Here is a 14,822-nt window from a genome sequence, read left to right as displayed (position 1 = left end):
TGTTACCGGGTGACTCGGCGGCGACCACCCACGCCGGCGACAAGCGCGACGGCAATGGCAGCCACGACGACCTGCACCAGCAGCTCAGTCCAGTCGATGCCGGCGGTCTCGGTCGCGATACCCATCGCCCGCGCCAACACCGTGCCCAGCAGGGCCGCGCCCACACCGATCAGCAGGTGCAGCCAGATCGGCATGTTCTGCCGGCCCGGGACGACCAGGCGGCCCAGGGCCCCGACGATGAGACCAACAACGATGGCGGTGATGATGCCCCACACGGTGAGCTCCACGGTCGCCCTCCTTCTAAGAATGTCCGACACACGATGTGTGTGTGCTTCCTGTCGTGACCGCTAAGTTCCCGACCGCCCGAAAAACCAAACCGACTCACCGGGAAACGAACGGCAGACGTCAATGCCGGAGGGCTGCGTCGGTTGGGCTGGGAGCGCGTCCACACAGGTCAACGGCCCTGCGACCGGGTTGCCGGCCGAGGACTGCAGGGCGAAAAATCTCCGCCGGCACGCCGCCCACACCCGGCAGCCCGCCACCGGGCGGCGTCATCGAGCGCCTGGAGGGGCCGACGACGAGGAGACGGCGGGCCCGCAGGTCCGGGTCGGCGATGCGGGCCAGGACCTCGGCGGCGTGACTACTTCTTGCCGGCGGCCTTGCCGTCGCCGGAGTCGGAGGACAGCGCGGCGATGAAGGCTTCCTGCGGCACCTCGACCCGGCCGACCATCTTCATCCGCTTCTTGCCTTCCTTCTGCTTCTCCAGCAGCTTGCGCTTGCGGCTGATGTCACCGCCGTAGCACTTGGCGAGCACGTCCTTGCGGATCGCGCGGATGGTCTCCCGGGCGATGACCCGGCTGCCGATGGCCGCCTGGATGGGCACCTCGAACTGCTGGCGCGGGATCAGAGTACGCAGCTTGGCGGCGATGGTGACGCCGTAGTTGTACGCCTTGTCCTTGTGCACGATGGCGCTGAAGGCGTCCACCGGCTCGCCGTGCAGGAGGATGTCGACCTTCACCAGGTCGGACGCCTGCTCGCCGGAGGGCTCGTAGTCGAGCGAGGCGTAGCCCTTGGTACGGCTCTTCAACTGGTCGAAGAAGTCGTAGATGATCTCGGCGAGGGGCAGCGTGTAGCGCAGTTCCACCCGGTCGGCGGAGAGGTAGTCCATGCCGAGCAGGCTGCCGCGCCGGCCCTGGCAGAGCTCCATCACCGCGCCCACGTAGTCGTTCGGGGTCAGCACTGTGGCCCGGACGACCGGCTCGTACACCTCGGCGATCTTGCCCGTGGGGTACTCGCTGGGGTTGGTGACGACGATCTCCTCGCCGTCGTCCTGGATGGCCCGGTAGACCACGTTGGGCGCGGTGGAGATCAGGTCGAGGTTGTACTCGCGCTCCAGCCGCTCCCGGATGATCTCCAGGTGGAGCAGGCCGAGGAAGCCGCAGCGGAAACCGAAGCCGAGCGCGCCGGAGGTCTCCGGCTCGTAGTCCAGCGCGGCGTCGTTGAGCTTGAGCTTGTCCAGCGCCTCACGCAGGTTGGGGTAGTCGGAGCCATCGATCGGATAGAGACCGGAGTAGACCATCGGCTTCGGGTCCTTGTAGCCACCCAGCGCCTCGGCGGCCGGGCGGCTGTTGATGGTGACCGTGTCACCGACCCGGGACTGCCGGACGTCCTTCACACCGGTGATCAGGTAGCCGACCTCGCCGACGCCGAGCGCCTCGGCCTTGACCATCTCGGGTGAGATGACGCCGATCTCCAGCAACTCGTGCACCGCGCCGGTGGACATCATCTTGATCCGGTCCCGAGCGCTGATCCGGCCGTCGATGACCCGGACGTAGGTGACCACGCCGCGGTAGACGTCGTACACCGAATCGAAGATCATCGCCCGGGCGGGCGCCTCGGCCTCGCCGACCGGCGGGATGAACTGCCGGACGATCTCGTCGAGCAGGTACGGCACGCCCTCGCCGGTCTTGCCGGAAACCCGGATGCAGTCGGCGGGGTCGCCGCCGATCAGGTGGGCAAGCTCCTCGGCGTACTTCTCCGGCTGGGCGGCCGGCAGGTCGATCTTGTTGAGCACCGGGATGATGCGCAGGTCGTTCTCGAGCGCCAGGTAGAGGTTGGCGAGGGTCTGTGCCTCGATGCCCTGCGCGGCGTCGACAAGCAGAACGGCCCCCTCGCAGGCGGCCAGCGACCGGGACACCTCGTAGGTGAAGTCGACGTGCCCCGGGGTGTCGATCATGTTGAGCACGGCCTGCTCGCCGGCGCGCTCGCCCTCACGGATGGTCCACGGCATCCGGACGGCCTGGCTCTTGATGGTGATGCCGCGCTCGCGCTCGATGTCCATCCGGTCCAGATACTGGGCGCGCATCTGCCGGGGGTCGACCACACCGGTGAGCTGCAACATCCGGTCGGCCAGGGTCGACTTCCCGTGGTCGATGTGGGCGATGATGCCGAAGTTCCGGATGCGACCAGGGTCGGTGGCACCAGGAGCGTTCGCGCCGGGATCGAGCTTCGGTGGCACAGCGGTCCGTTCTGGTCGGCTGACGTGAACAGGCCGGCGCGCCGCCGACCCCCTCTATGTTCCCACGCCGCCGGGGTACGCCCACTGTGCGGGCGATGGATCAGTCCGAGAACCCCTCACTCCAGGGGCGGCTCGACGAAGAGCGCGGCCAGCCTGGGCAGCCGTCGGCCGGCCTCCTCCTCGTCGTCGAAGTCCCAGAAGTCGTTGAGATCCGGGGTACGCACCGGGTCGCGGTCCGCCGGAAGTTCGGTGGCGGTGGCCTTGCGGTACGCGTCCCAGGGCACCGACAGCATCTGCTCGGCGGAGAACTCCTCGCCACTGAGCGAGGCGGCCCGCACCTGCGGCAGCTCCGCCAGCGAGTCCGGGTCGCTGACCGCACGGGCGAAGACCGTCCGACCCTGGGTCATCAGCCAGCCCCGGAAGTACTCGAAGCCCTCCGCCGAGGCGCCGCCGTTGATCAGGTACGCCGCACCCCACAGGTCCGCCTTGTGCGAGGCGGCAAGCACCCTCGTCTGGTGGCGCGCGTACCCGATGATGTCCTCCGGGTCGCGCTCGGCGAGCAGGGCGACGGCCCGCGCGGCGACCGGGCCGGGCTCTCCCCCGCCACCGGCGCGGGCCTCGTCGATCAGCTGCCAGAAGTCCTCGGTCCTCATGGTTTGGCAGTCTGGCAGTGTCGCCGCGCGTCGCGCACGTACCCGGGGCAGCATGGTGTGGTGTCCTCCCCGCCGACTCCGCCCCACGCGGGCGTGCCGCGCCCGCCGTGGTCGGCGCTGCCTGCGGCGCTGCGGTACGCGATAGCCGACCGTCTCGGCGCGGCGGTGGTCGCCGCCCGGGTCGCCGCCGCCGGTTTCACAGGGGGCTTCGCCGCCGTGCTCGACACCGCCGACGGGGGCAGGGTCTTCGTCAAGGCGGCGGCCAGCGCGGGGCAAGCGCACCTTGTCGACTCGTACGCCAGGGAGGCCGCGATCCTCGACCGGCTGCCGGTCGGCCTGCCCGCGCCCCGCCTCCGGTGGACGCTGTACGAGGCCGGATGGTTCGTGCTCTGCACCGACGCGGTCGACGGGCACAGCCCTCTCCGGCCCTGGACGCCTGCCGAGCTGGAGGCCACGCTCGCCGGGTACGCCGAGGTCGCCGCCGCGCTGGCCGACCCACCTGCCGCGCTCACGGCGCTCGGCCTGCCGCACCTCGCCGACCTGGCCCGCTCGGACATCCTGTGGTGGGAGGAGGTCGCCGCCGGCAGGGAGCCCGCCCCGGCGCTGCCCGTGCACGTGCGGGGTCGGCTGCCCGACCTGGTGGAGCTGGAGTCCCGACTCCCCCTGTACGCCGCCCGGTCGCCCGGGCTGATCCACGGCGACCTGCGGGGAGACAACGTGCTCGTCGACATGGACGGCCGGGCCTGGTTCTGCGACTGGACCTGGGCGTGTTCCGGGCCGGCCTGGTTCGACGTGGCCGGGCTGCTGCTCAGCGCGTACGCCGACGGGCTGGACGCCGACCGGCTCTTCGCCGCGCACCCGACCACCGCCGATGCGCCCCCGGACGCCCTCGACGCCACCCTGGCGGCGCTCGCCGGCTACTACCTCACCGGGGCGGACGCGGCACCGGCGACGGTGCCCCCGCACCTCACGGCGCACAGACGACGCAGCGGCGGGCAGGCGCTCGACTGGCTTGCCCGACGCCAGGGCTGGCGGTGACACAGCCGGCAGGACCGAGGGCGTATTGTGGTCCCCGGCGAGCCGGGGTCGGCCGCTCGGCGGTCGAGCCGTTTTGGCTCGTCCCGGGCAACCTGGTAACCTGGCTCTTCGCGCAGCGTTGACGCATGTTCGTCATCCCGCGCACTTAAGCTGACCAACCCGAGCTATCAAGACGAGGCTGTCGCGTGGCGAACATCAAGTCCCAGATCAAGCGCAACCGGCAGAACGAGAAGGCCCGGCTGCGCAACAAGTCGGTCAAGTCGTCGCTGAAGACCGCCGTCCGGAAGTTCAACGAGGCTGCTGAGGCCGGTGACGTCGAGAAGGCCACCGCGCTCATGCAGGAGGCCTCGCGCAAGCTGGACAAGGCCGTCAGCAAGGGCGTGATCCACTCCAACCAGGCCGCGAACCGCAAGTCCGCGATCGCAAAGCGCGTGGTTGCGCTCTCCGCCTGACGCTCCTGTCAGACTGAATTCGGAAAGCCCCGGACCCCGGTCCGGGGCTTCCGCATATCCAGCGTTCCACCGGGCTTCGAGATCTTGGTAAGAAAGCGCCCCTGGAGGGGCCGTTCCACTCCAAGATCTACTGAGGTTGGGACGGCGGGGGCGCTGGCGCGGCATCCACCACGACTGCTCCAGGCACGCTGTGCGGGATCCACTCGACCCGGGCCCGGCCGACGACAGGCTCCATCTGCCTGCGGAAGCGGTCCCGCTCCTGCTCAGGTACGAGTGCGGCGGACCGAACGACGGTCGCGGCCACCATGTCGTTGAGCTTGACCATCGCCGCCACCACAAGCGGCAGCACCAGCACCGCCCACCAGGTGACCAACTCCGCGAGGGCCAGCAGCACCGCCAGGGCGATGGTGCCCTCGAAGAAGAGGAAGCAGAGCACCCCGCCGGGGTTGACGAACCGCAGGCCGAGGAGCCGGGCATAGAGCGGCCGGTAACGCTCCTCGTCGGCCGGGATGGTGGCCCACGCCGTACGGTTCGGTCCCGTCACCGGCTGCTGCCCTGCCGGGCCGCCGCGACCGAGAAGACCGCGCGCTCCAGGGCGTACGCCCTGTCGTCCGAGCCACCCTTGACGGCCGCGTTGCACTCGGCGGCGACCTGCATGGCCCGGACCAGTCCCTCCGGGGTCCAGCCCCGCCCCTGCCGCTGCGCCCGCTCGATCTTCCAGGCTGGCATGCCCAGGCTGCTGGCCAACTGGTACGCGTTACCTCGCCCGGCTGACGCGACCCGGGCCACCGTACGCACACCGTCGGCGAGCGCATCCGCGATGGGCACCGGGTCGACGCCGACATGCAGGGCCCACCGCAGCGCCTCCAGAGCCCCGGGCACGTCGCCGACCATCGTGGCGTCCGCCACCGTGAAGCCGGTCACCTCGACCCGGCCCCGGTAGTAACGGGAGACCGTGTCGGCGCTGATCCGCCCATCGGTGTCGGCGATGAGCTGGGAGCAGGCGGCGGCCAGCTCGCGAAGGTCGTTGCCGACCGCAGCGATCAGCGCTTCGGCGGCGTCGTCGGTGCACTTGCCGCCGGCCCGGCGGATCTCGTCACGGACGAAGGCCACCCGCTCGCGGTGCCCCTTGAGTTTGGCCGCCGGGACCACTGTGGCACCGGCCGACCGCAGGCCGTCGGCGAACGCCTTGCCCTTGGCGCCGCCCAGGTGCAGCACCAGCAGTTGGACCTCCGGGTCGGGATTCTTCGCGTACGCCAGCAGCGCGGCGACCAGATCCTTCCGGGCGTCCTGGCCGGAACGCAGGATGAGCAGCCGCCGCCCACCGAACAGCGACGGGCTGAGCATCTCGGCGATCTCGCCGACGGTGAGCACGGCTGCCTGGTACTCGCGGACGTCCACCTGGGCGTCGACACTGCGGGCACGTTCGACGGCTTCGGTCACCGCGCGCGTGGCGAGCAGCTCCTCGTCGCCGAGGACGAGCAGAATGGGGGCGAGGCTGGCCGGGGTCACGTCGCCCATATTCGCACGCCCCACGGCGGGATCGTGCCTGCTCATTCGCCGCCCGGTCGGTGCAGCCCGCACTTAGCGCAAATCCAGACATCCATCTCCATTTACCGCCTAATGCGCAATTCACCCACCGTTTCCTCGTTGGTGCTGCAATTTCCACAGAGAGCACAGACCCGCTGGCTGTCACGGTGGCCGCCCTCACTTGTCGGCCCCGACGGCGATCACCCGCCGCCGTCCGCTCTGCGACCTACGCGACCTACGGTGGCCGCCCCGGTGGCACTCCTCGGCGGACCACCGCTACGCCCCCGCCGGCACGCACCACCGCCAGGTCGCCATCGGTGTCGGTCCGCAGCACCCGTGCGCCGCCCTTGCTCAACCGGGCCAACAGGCCAGGGTTCGGGTGCCCGTACGTGTTGCCGACCCCGACCGGCACCAGCGCGACGGCCGGCCGCACCGCGTCCAGGAAACCTTCGTCTTGGTAGGCCGACCCGTGGTGGGCAACTTTCAACACATCGGCCCACAACTGCTCCGGCGTCACCCGCGTCAGGACCGCGTGCTGCTCCTCGGTCTCGGCGTCGCCCGGCAGCAGGATGCGTACTCCGGCGACAGTGGCGCGCAATATCAACGAGTTGTTGTTCGGGTCGGATCTCGTGCCGGTCAGTGGATAGGGCGGGCCGAGCACCAGCAGGTCGACCCCGCCGATCGGATACCGCGCCCCGGCGGTGGTGCCCAGCAGCGCCGCCCGTCCGCCAGCCGCCGCCGCGTGCACCGCGTCCCGGCCGCCCGGTGGATCCGTCGACGGTGGAGTCAGGACGGCGGCCACCCGCCGGCCCCGGAACACCCCGGCCACCCCACCCACGTGATCGGCGTGAAAGTGGCTCACCACCAGCAGTGACACCTCCCGGACGCCGAGCCGCCGCAGACAGGCGTCCACCGGCCCGGGCTCCGGCCCGGCGTCGATCACCACCGCCCGGCCGGAAGCGACAGGCAGCACCAGGGCGTCGCCCTGACCGACCGCGCAGGCCACCACCACCCACCCGGGCGGCGGCCAGCCCGTGGCCAACAGCCGGACCGGGAGCGCACCGATCAGCGCGGCGACGGCGACGACCGCCACCAGCCGGCGCACCAGCGGTCGGCGTACGGCGATCAGTAGCGCAACGGTCAGCCCGGCCAGCAGCAGGGCACCGGCCGCCCCACCCGGCCAGGGGAGCGTGCCGGCAGGCAGGCGGGCACCGTGGCGGGCGATGACGACAAGCCACCAGGCCGGCCAGCTCGCCAGCCACGCGACGAACTCGGCACCGGACGGCCACACCGGCGACAGCACGGCCGCCGCCACGCCCAGCACTGTCGCCGGCGCGATGGCCGGTACCGCCAGCAGGTTGGCCGGCACCGCCACCAGGCTGACAGTGCTGGAGATCGCGGCGACGACCGGCCCGCAGGCGACCTGGGCAGCCGCCGGCACCGCCAACGCCTCGGCCAACCCGCTCGGGACGCCTCTGCGGCGCAGCCCGTCCCGCCAGCGCGGAGCGAGAAGCAGCAGGCCACCGGTGGCAAGCACGGACAGCGCGAACCCGGCGTCGCCTGCCAACTCGGGGTCGACAAACACCAGCACCGTGATCGCGGCGGCCAACGCGGGCAGCGCGGCGCGGGGTCGACCGGCGGCAAGCGCGGCGAGCCCGATCGCTCCCATCGTGGCGGCCCGTACGACGCTCGGCGACGGACGCACCAGGATGACGAAGCCCACGAGCGCCACCCCGCAGAGTCCTGCGGCGAGCCACGGGCCGGCGCGTGCCCAGCGGGCCAGCAGCAGCACCGCTCCTACGACGATCGCCACGTTGCTTCCGGAGACGGCATTGAGATGCGTCATGCCGGTGGCCTGGAAGTCCTCCTCGACGGCGGGCGGCAGGCGGCTGGTGTCGCCCACCACGAGGCCCGGCAGCAGTCCGCCGGGGTCGTCGGGCAGGGGCGCGCAGGCGCGTTGCAGGCCGGCCCGCAGCGTACCGGCGACACGTTGCGCCCAGGATGGCTCGCCCTGCCGCTCGGGCGGCCCGGTGGTGCTCAGCACCGTCGCGGTGAGGTCGCCACCGCGCGGTACGCCGAGCCGCCCTTCGGCGGCCACACGCTGGCCGGGCAGCAGCCCTCGCCACGCCGGATCCGTGGCCAGAACCAGCAGGCGCACCGATGCGTGGATCCGTTCGCCGTCCGGGCCGGTGAGCCGGACCAGCCGGGCCGGCACCAGCAGCATGCCGGGACGCCCGGCGGACCTGATCGAACGCGGGTCGTCCCGGACGACGAGGTCGGCGGTGACCGGCGCACGCGCCTCGGACAGGGCTCGGATCGGCGGCGAGTCACGGACTGCCAGTTGGGCGCTGGTCGCCGCCGCACCGCAGACCACGCCGAGGCCGACTGCGACGGCGATCCAGCCGTACCGGCGGGTCACTGCCCGAGGCTGCCCGAGGCGGCCGAGCAGGTGCACTGTGCTCAACGCCGTCAGCACCGCCACCACGCCGGCCACCAGCAGCAGCGGGCGGGCACCGACGTGCAGGCCGGCGAGCGCGGTGAGCCAGGCGGCGACGGCCAGGCCGGCCAACCGGAGGTCCGGCGGGGTCGGGTCGCCGAGGACCGGCTGGCCACTCACACCGTCACCAGGTCTTTGAGCTGCTCGTATCGCGCGTCGCCGATCCCGTCGACCTGACGCAGATCACCAACGCCCTTGAAGCCGCCATGCTGATCCCGGTAGGCGAGGATCCGCTGGGCGAGCACCGGCCCCACACCGGGCAGCGCGTCGAGCTGGGCCAGCGTGGCGGTGTTGAGGTTCAGCGGACCGCCGGCGGGCGGCGCGCCACCGGCTTCCGGGCCGACCGCGCCGGCCGGTACCGGCGGTGGCGTCACCCCGACCACTATCAGCTCGCCGTCGGTGACCTTGCGGGCGGGGTTGAGCAGCGCCACGTCGACACCGGGCAGCGGGCCACCGGCCGCCTGCACCGCGTCGGCCACCCGCGAACCGGCCGGCAGCCGCACCAGGCCGGGCTTACGGACCTTGCCCGCGACCGCCACCACCAGCTCGCCGGCGCTCGACGCGCTCGCGTCGCCCGCCGGGCTGACCGACGCGACGTCGCCGCCCGGCGGGGTGACCGCCTCCGCGTGCGGCCGGGAACGCCAGGCCCAGCCGGCGGCGGCAAGCACCACGAGCGCGGCGACGACCGCCAGCGCCCGCACACCACGCCGCCCCGGATCGAACGCTCCCGGACCGGGCAGCAACGACGCAGGCTGGGCCGCAGGGCCGTCCGCAGCCGGCTCCACGAGCGGCACCCCGGCCCGAGGCGGCACCACACCAACCGGTGGGTCGCCCCACGACATCCCAATCGGGGGTACGCCCGCCAGGGGCGACTCGCCGCGCGCCAACGGCGCACCAGGCGGGGAACCAGCGAGCGGCACCTCGCCCCACGGCGGCGGCGCACCGACCGACGGCAACGTGCCCGCCGGAGGCAGCCCGCCTGCCAAAGGCAGCGCACCCGCCAGCGGGAGAGCGCCCGCCGGCAGTCCGCCCGTCAGCGGCAGCGCGCTCGGTGGCGGGTCGGTCAGCCGGCGCAGACGCTGGCGTACCTCTGTCTCCTCGTCGTGCGACACGAGGTGACGCTAGGGCGGCGGACGGTACGACAGGTCGCGCCCGCATCGGCCTGTGGACAACGAACGCCACTGTGGACAACGCCCTGATCATGCCTCGATCTGCTATGGACGGGCCGTCGCACAAGGAGAGGCGGAACCGCGAAGTGAGCGCCTCAGCTGCGGCGATGCACGACGACGCAGGCCAGGCCCGGGCCGGCGTGCGCGGCGACGACGGCGCCCGCCTCGGAGACGTACGTGTCGTGCAGCCGGTCGCCGAACCGCTCGGTGAGCGCGGCGAGCAACGCCTCGGCTCGCTGTGGCGCGGCCAGGTGGTGCACACCGAGGTCCACGTCGTCGTCACCGGCCGCCTCGACGGCCAGGTCCACGAGCCGGGCCACTCCCCGACTGGCGGTGCGGACCTTCTCGCGCAGCACTATCGCCCCGTCCGGCATGTGCATGATCGGCTTGACCGACAGTGCGGTGCCGAACAGCGCTTCGGCCGCGTTGATCCGGCCGCCCCGGCGGAGGAACTCCAGCGTGTCGACGTAGAACCAGACGGTGGTGTGGGCGACGGCGGCGAGCGCGGCGTCGCGTACACCATTGAGGTCGGCTCCGGCCTCGGCGGCGGTGGCTGCCGCGATGGCCGGGAAGCCGAGACCCATGCCGGTGGAGCGACTGTCGACGACCTCGACCCGGCCGTCGAAGTCGGCGGCGGCCAGTTGGGCGGCCTCGACGGTGCCGGACAGGCCGGCGGAGATGTGCACGGAGACGACCCCGTCGGCCCCGGCGTCGAGCAGTTGGCGGTACGTCCGGGCGAACTGCTCGGGCGCCGGTCGGGAGGTGGTCGCGGAGACCCGCCGGCCGCTGAGCGCCCGCGTGGCATCGGCCGGCTGGGTGTCCACCCCCTCCAGCCCTTCCGCGCCGTTGAGCACGACGGTCAACGGGACGACGGTCAGGTGGTGGCGCTGCACCAGCTCGGGCGAGAGGTAGGCGGTGGAGTCGGTGACGACCGCGACGGGCATGCCCGGCACCGTAGCCGATCGGGACGGCGAACGACGAGGCGGAAGCGCCTAGATCGCGTCGACGACCACCGGGGCGGTGACCAGGCCGACGTTGTGCGCCCGCAACTGCCAGCCACTGACGTCATGGGCGCGCCCGACAGCCGGCGCGCGGTCGTCGTGCCGCAGCTCGCTCCAGTGGCAGTTGGCCAGGGAGCCGATCGTGCGCAGCACGACCCTGTCCCAACCGAGCAGGTGACCGATGCCCTGCCGGGAGGCGCCACCATGGGTGGCGACCACCACGGTGCCGCCGGTCGCGGCGTCGGCCGCCTCCCGCAGCGCGGCGCTGACCCGCTCGCCGAGGTCGTGAAGGGGCTCCAGATCCGCGCCCGGGGCGGGGTCACCGGCCCGCCAGCGGGCGTACTCCTCGGGGAACTGCTCGGCGACCTCGGTGAGGTGCAGGCCCTGCCACTTGCCGAAGTAGCGCTCGCGCAGCCGGGCGTCGGTGCGGACCGGCAGCCCCGTCAGCGCGGCCAGCGCCGCGGCGGTGTCCGCGGCGCGGCTCAGGTCGCTGGACACGATGGCGTCGGGCCGCAGCGCCGCGAGCAGCGGCGCGGCGGTGCGGGCCTGGTCGCGGCCCAGATCATTGAGGGGTACGTCGGTCTGCCCCTGGACGCGGTTGGCGGCGTTCCAGTCGGTGTTGCCGTGCCGCCAGACGATCAGTCGGGTCATTCGGCTGCGGCGGACCCGCTGGCGTCGGCCTCGACCAGATCGCGGTCGACGAACGGGATGGTGGGGCAGTCCTTCCAGAGGCGGTCGAGCCCGTAGAACTCGCGCTCCTCGGTGTGCTGGACGTGCACCACGATGTCGACGTAGTCGAGCAGCACCCACCGGCCGCCACGCTCACCCTCGCGCCGCACCGGCTTGGCCTTCTCCGGCAGCTCCAGCAGGCGCTCCTCGATGGCGTCGACGATGGCAAGCACCTGACGCTCGTTGGGGGCGGCGGCGAGCAGGAACGCGTCGGTGATGGCGAGCTGGTCGCCGACGTCGATGATCGCGATGTCCTGCGCCTTCTTGTCGGCGGCGGCCTGGGCGGCAGCGATAGCCAGCTCGTGAGCGCGTTCGGAAACTGTCACCGTTCTCCTTCGATCAACCGTGCGATCCTCCAAGCGTCTCACACCCGGGGACGCCCCGAGCCGTCAGTTCTGGTCGGTTAAGGGCATGAAAGCACCCATATCGGGCAGAATCAGCGCTGGTAGAGGCGGCGCTTCGCGATGTACTGCACCACACCGTCGGGTACGAGGTACCAGACCGGCTCACCCCGGGCGACCCGGGCGCGACAGTCGGTCGACGAGATGGACATAGCGGGCACCTGGATCAGGCTGACCGTGTCCGCCGGCAGGTGCTTGTCGGTCAGCGGGAAGCCCGGCCGGGTCACCCCCACGAAGTGGGCCAGCTCGAATATCTCGTCCAGGTCCTTCCAGGACAGGATGCGTTGCAGGGCGTCCGCGCCGGTGATGAAGAACAACTGCACCTTGGGGCCGTACTCGGCCTGAAGGTCGCGCAGGGTGTCAACCGTGTAGGTCGGCCCGTTGCGGTCGATGTCGACCCGACTGACCTGGAAGCGCGGGTTCGAGGCTGTGGCGATGACGGTCATGAGGTAGCGGTCCTCGGCCGGGCTGACCATCTCGTCGGCCTTCTGCCACGGCTGCCCGGTGGGGACGAATACCACCTCGTCCAGGCCGAACCGGTCCGCCACCTCGCTGGCCGCCACGAGGTGCCCGTGGTGGATCGGGTCGAAGGTGCCACCCATGATCCCGATCCGCCGGATGTCTTCCTCCACCCGATGATCGTAGGCGGAGTCCGATGGCTGGCCACCCTGGCCCGGAGGTGTGCTCGGCTGCGACGGGCCCCCACGCGGCTACTCGCGTGCATATACTCGTAAGCAAGTAATCGAGGGCGAGGGCGGGAGGCCTGTCATGCCGAAGCGGCGCAAGGTCGGCAACCTGCTCGCGCTGGCCGTGCTGTCCGCGCTGGCCCAGCGGCCCATGCACCCGTACGAGATCGCCACCACTCTGCGTGCCTGGGGCAAGGACCAGGACATGGAGTTCAAGTGGGGATCGTTCTACACAGTGGTTCGCAACCTGGACAAACATCAGCTGATCGCGGCCGTGGAGAGCGTCCGCGACAGCCGGCGTCCGGAACGCACCGTCTACCGCATAACCGACGCGGGGCGCGCGGAACTTGTCGACTGGGCCCGCGAACTGGTCTCCACCCCGGAGCCGGAGCACCCCCGGTTCCGCGCCGGCCTCTCCGTGCTCGCCGCCCTGCACCCCAACGAGGCCACGGACCTGCTGCGCCGGCGACTCGACCTGCTGGAAGGCGCGATCCATCGGGACCGCGACGCGCTCGACACCCACCTGCGGGAGATCCCGCGACTGTTCCTGATCGAGTCGGAATACGACCTCGCCATGCGCGCCGCGGAGGCGGCCTGGCTGCGCGGGCTGCTGGACGAGCTGACCTCGGGCACCTACCCGGGCCTGGACGTCTGGCGGACCTTCCACGAGACCGGCGAGATGCCGGCCGAGCTGACCCAGCTGGCGGAGAGGACCAGCTACGACCCCGACACCACCGACTGAAAAACGGCTCCGGCGAGGTGCGCCAACACCCCGCCGGAGCCCTACCTCGAACCGACACCCTGTGCAGGACACCCGGCCCGAATGCGGCAACCACGAGGATAACCGGGTTCCTCCCCAGGTCGGTTCGCACGCGCACGCACCGACGAACCCCAGGGAGAGAACATGACCACGGTACGAACCGCGATCGTCATCGGCGGCGGCATCGCCGGACCGGTGACGGCACTCGCGCTACGCCGCGCCGGCATCACCGCAACCGTCTACGAGGCGTACCCGGAGACCGCCAGCGAGGCCGGCGGCATCGGCGGCACCATCGCGCTCGCGCCCAACGGCGTGGCGGCGCTGCGCGCGGTCGGCGCGGACGAGGCGGTGACGGCGATCGCCACCCCGATCGAGCGCACCGCGATGGCCGTCGGCCGTCGACGCGTCGACCTGCCCACACTGGCCGGGGCGCCGCCGCTGCGCGTGGTGCACCGGGCAGCGCTGTACCGCGTCCTGCACGACCGGGCGGTCACCGAGGGCGTCCCGTTCGCGTACGGCAGGCGGCTGGTCCACGCCGACCAGACCGACAGCTGTGTGACAGCCCGCTTCGAGGACGGCAGCACCGCCACCGCCGACATCCTCGTCGGCGCCGACGGCATCCGGTCCACGGTCCGGAGCCTCATCGACCCGGCCGCTCCCGGCCCCCGCTTCACCGGCTTGCTCGGCTTCGAGGCCGTCGCGCGGCACGAGGTGGACGTCGAGCCCGGCACCATGACGTTCGCGTTCGGCAGGCGCGGCTACTACCTGTACTGGCCGGAGCCCGGCGGCGGCACCCGGTGGGGGGCCAACCTGCCGTACCAGCGGGCACTGAGCCTCGTCGAGGCCCGCGCCCTGCCGGCCGCGCAGTGGCTGGACACACTGCGCGCCAGCTACGGCGACGACGACCCAGGCCGGCAGCTGACGGCGACCAGCGACGCCGACGAACTCCAGGTGGTCGGGGCGTTGCAGATCATGCCGCCCGTGCCGCACTGGTATCGAGGGCGAATGGTGCTTGTCGGCGACGCGGCGCACGCGCCGTCGAACAGCTCCGGGCAGGGAGCGTCGCTGGCCATCGAGAGCGGTGTGCAACTCGCCCGCTGCCTGCGCGACCTACCGGACGTGGAGTCGGCCCTTGCCGCGTTCGTGCGGCTGCGCCGCGCCCGGGTCGAGAAGGTCGCCGCCCGCGCGGCCCGCATCAACCACGCCAAAGCGCCAGGGCCGGTAGCCCGCACGGTCATGCCGCTGCTGATGCCGCTGCTCGTTCGCACCGCAATGGACCCGGAGAAGACAGTCGCCCACGAGCAGCGCTACGTCATCGACTGGGACGCCCCGGTCACTGCGGACCCGGCGCTGCGCTGACGTCCCGCTGCGCGGGGGTGGCCCACCGG

Annotated in this window: 15 protein-coding genes; 4 read left to right on the top strand and 11 right to left on the bottom strand. The window is 71.9% G+C overall.

Annotated elements, in window-relative coordinates; genetic code table 11:
• Positions 1 to 2: 2 nt before the first annotated feature.
• From ADK66_RS16170 to ADK66_RS16160, 3 genes are all read right to left on the bottom strand, one after another.
• Entirely contained in the window at positions 3 to 287 is a 285-nt protein-coding gene (locus ADK66_RS16170; RefSeq protein ID WP_053656080.1) for a GlsB/YeaQ/YmgE family stress response membrane protein, read from the bottom strand.
• Positions 288 to 640: 353 nt separating this feature from the next.
• The gene (lepA, locus tag ADK66_RS16165; protein ID WP_053656078.1) at positions 641 to 2,518 is read right to left on the bottom strand and encodes a translation elongation factor 4; all 1,878 of its coding nucleotides are present in this window, start codon (positions 2,516 to 2,518) and stop codon (positions 641 to 643) included.
• A 116-nt stretch (positions 2,519 to 2,634) separates the two neighbouring features.
• A complete protein-coding gene (locus tag ADK66_RS16160) occupies positions 2,635 to 3,171 on the bottom strand; it encodes a DUF4240 domain-containing protein (RefSeq protein WP_053656076.1) in 537 nt (178 codons plus the stop codon).
• Between the two features lie 60 nt (positions 3,172 to 3,231).
• Here ADK66_RS16160 and ADK66_RS16155 point away from each other — a divergent pair, with 60 nt between their 5' ends.
• Together ADK66_RS16155 and rpsT are read left to right on the top strand one after the other, a co-directional pair.
• Complete coding sequence (locus ADK66_RS16155) at positions 3,232 to 4,209, top strand: aminoglycoside phosphotransferase family protein (protein ID WP_053656151.1); 978 nt, start codon at positions 3,232 to 3,234, stop codon at positions 4,207 to 4,209.
• 185 nt (positions 4,210 to 4,394) lie between these two features.
• Positions 4,395 to 4,661: a 30S ribosomal protein S20 gene (gene rpsT / locus ADK66_RS16150; protein WP_053656074.1), complete on the top strand. Its 267-nt coding sequence runs from the start codon at positions 4,395 to 4,397 to the stop codon at positions 4,659 to 4,661.
• A gap of 127 nt (positions 4,662 to 4,788) precedes the next feature.
• On the opposite strand, the gene ADK66_RS16145 is transcribed toward rpsT, so the two are convergent.
• From ADK66_RS16145 to nadD, 8 genes are all read right to left on the bottom strand, one after another.
• Positions 4,789 to 5,205, bottom strand: a complete 417-nt coding sequence (locus ADK66_RS16145) for a hypothetical protein (RefSeq protein WP_053656072.1) — start codon at positions 5,203 to 5,205, stop codon at positions 4,789 to 4,791.
• A complete protein-coding gene (holA, locus tag ADK66_RS16140) occupies positions 5,202 to 6,182 on the bottom strand; it encodes a DNA polymerase III subunit delta (protein ID WP_053656070.1) in 981 nt (326 codons plus the stop codon). Before holA ends, ADK66_RS16145 begins: the two co-directional genes overlap by 4 nt.
• A gap of 244 nt (positions 6,183 to 6,426) precedes the next feature.
• The gene (locus tag ADK66_RS16135) at positions 6,427 to 8,808 is read right to left on the bottom strand and encodes a ComEC/Rec2 family competence protein (protein ID WP_053656068.1); all 2,382 of its coding nucleotides are present in this window, start codon (positions 8,806 to 8,808) and stop codon (positions 6,427 to 6,429) included.
• The gene (locus ADK66_RS16130) at positions 8,805 to 9,800 is read right to left on the bottom strand and encodes a ComEA family DNA-binding protein (RefSeq protein ID WP_231640060.1); all 996 of its coding nucleotides are present in this window, start codon (positions 9,798 to 9,800) and stop codon (positions 8,805 to 8,807) included. The genes ADK66_RS16135 and ADK66_RS16130 overlap by 4 nt, the downstream gene beginning before the upstream one ends.
• A 152-nt stretch (positions 9,801 to 9,952) precedes the next feature.
• Complete coding sequence (locus ADK66_RS16125) at positions 9,953 to 10,801, bottom strand: DegV family protein (protein ID WP_053656066.1); 849 nt, start codon at positions 10,799 to 10,801, stop codon at positions 9,953 to 9,955.
• 48 nt (positions 10,802 to 10,849) lie between these two features.
• Positions 10,850 to 11,509 (bottom strand): histidine phosphatase family protein, encoded by a 660-nt coding sequence (locus tag ADK66_RS16120; RefSeq protein WP_053656064.1) that lies wholly within the window; start codon positions 11,507 to 11,509, stop codon positions 10,850 to 10,852.
• Positions 11,506 to 11,913 (bottom strand): ribosome silencing factor, encoded by a 408-nt coding sequence (gene rsfS, locus ADK66_RS16115; protein WP_053656062.1) that lies wholly within the window; start codon positions 11,911 to 11,913, stop codon positions 11,506 to 11,508. The genes ADK66_RS16120 and rsfS overlap by 4 nt, the downstream gene beginning before the upstream one ends.
• A 110-nt stretch (positions 11,914 to 12,023) precedes the next feature.
• Positions 12,024 to 12,620 carry a nicotinate-nucleotide adenylyltransferase gene (gene nadD / locus ADK66_RS16110; protein WP_053656060.1) on the bottom strand — a complete coding sequence of 199 codons (597 nt, stop codon included), beginning with the start codon at positions 12,618 to 12,620 and terminating at the stop codon, positions 12,024 to 12,026.
• A 136-nt stretch (positions 12,621 to 12,756) separates the two neighbouring features.
• Here nadD and ADK66_RS16105 point away from each other — a divergent pair, with 136 nt between their 5' ends.
• Both ADK66_RS16105 and ADK66_RS16100 read left to right on the top strand, forming a co-directional pair.
• Entirely contained in the window at positions 12,757 to 13,416 is a 660-nt protein-coding gene (locus ADK66_RS16105; RefSeq protein WP_053656058.1) for a PadR family transcriptional regulator, read from the top strand.
• Positions 13,417 to 13,578: 162 nt separating this feature from the next.
• Entirely contained in the window at positions 13,579 to 14,793 is a 1,215-nt protein-coding gene (locus ADK66_RS16100) for an FAD-dependent monooxygenase (protein ID WP_053656056.1), read from the top strand.
• Positions 14,794 to 14,822 lie beyond the last annotated feature (29 nt).

Source organism: Micromonospora sp. NRRL B-16802, from assembly GCF_001279555.1.
In the GTDB taxonomy this organism is placed as follows: Bacteria; Actinomycetota; Actinomycetes; order Mycobacteriales; family Micromonosporaceae; genus Micromonospora; species Micromonospora profundi.
This window is presented reverse-complemented; position numbering and strand designations above follow the sequence as displayed.

Coding starts and splice junctions, on each gene's coding strand:
- ADK66_RS16160 (WP_053656076.1), bottom strand. CDS start 3,171: ATGAGGACCGAGGACTTCTGGCAGCTGATCGACGAGGCCCGCGCCGGT.
- holA (WP_053656070.1), bottom strand. CDS start 6,182: ATGGGCGACGTGACCCCGGCCAGCCTCGCCCCCATTCTGCTCGTCCTC.
- ADK66_RS16125 (WP_053656066.1), bottom strand. CDS start 10,801: ATGCCCGTCGCGGTCGTCACCGACTCCACCGCCTACCTCTCGCCCGAG.
- ADK66_RS16120 (WP_053656064.1), bottom strand. CDS start 11,509: ATGACCCGACTGATCGTCTGGCGGCACGGCAACACCGACTGGAACGCC.
- ADK66_RS16105 (WP_053656058.1), top strand. CDS start 12,757: ATGCCGAAGCGGCGCAAGGTCGGCAACCTGCTCGCGCTGGCCGTGCTG.
- ADK66_RS16100 (WP_053656056.1), top strand. CDS start 13,579: ATGACCACGGTACGAACCGCGATCGTCATCGGCGGCGGCATCGCCGGA.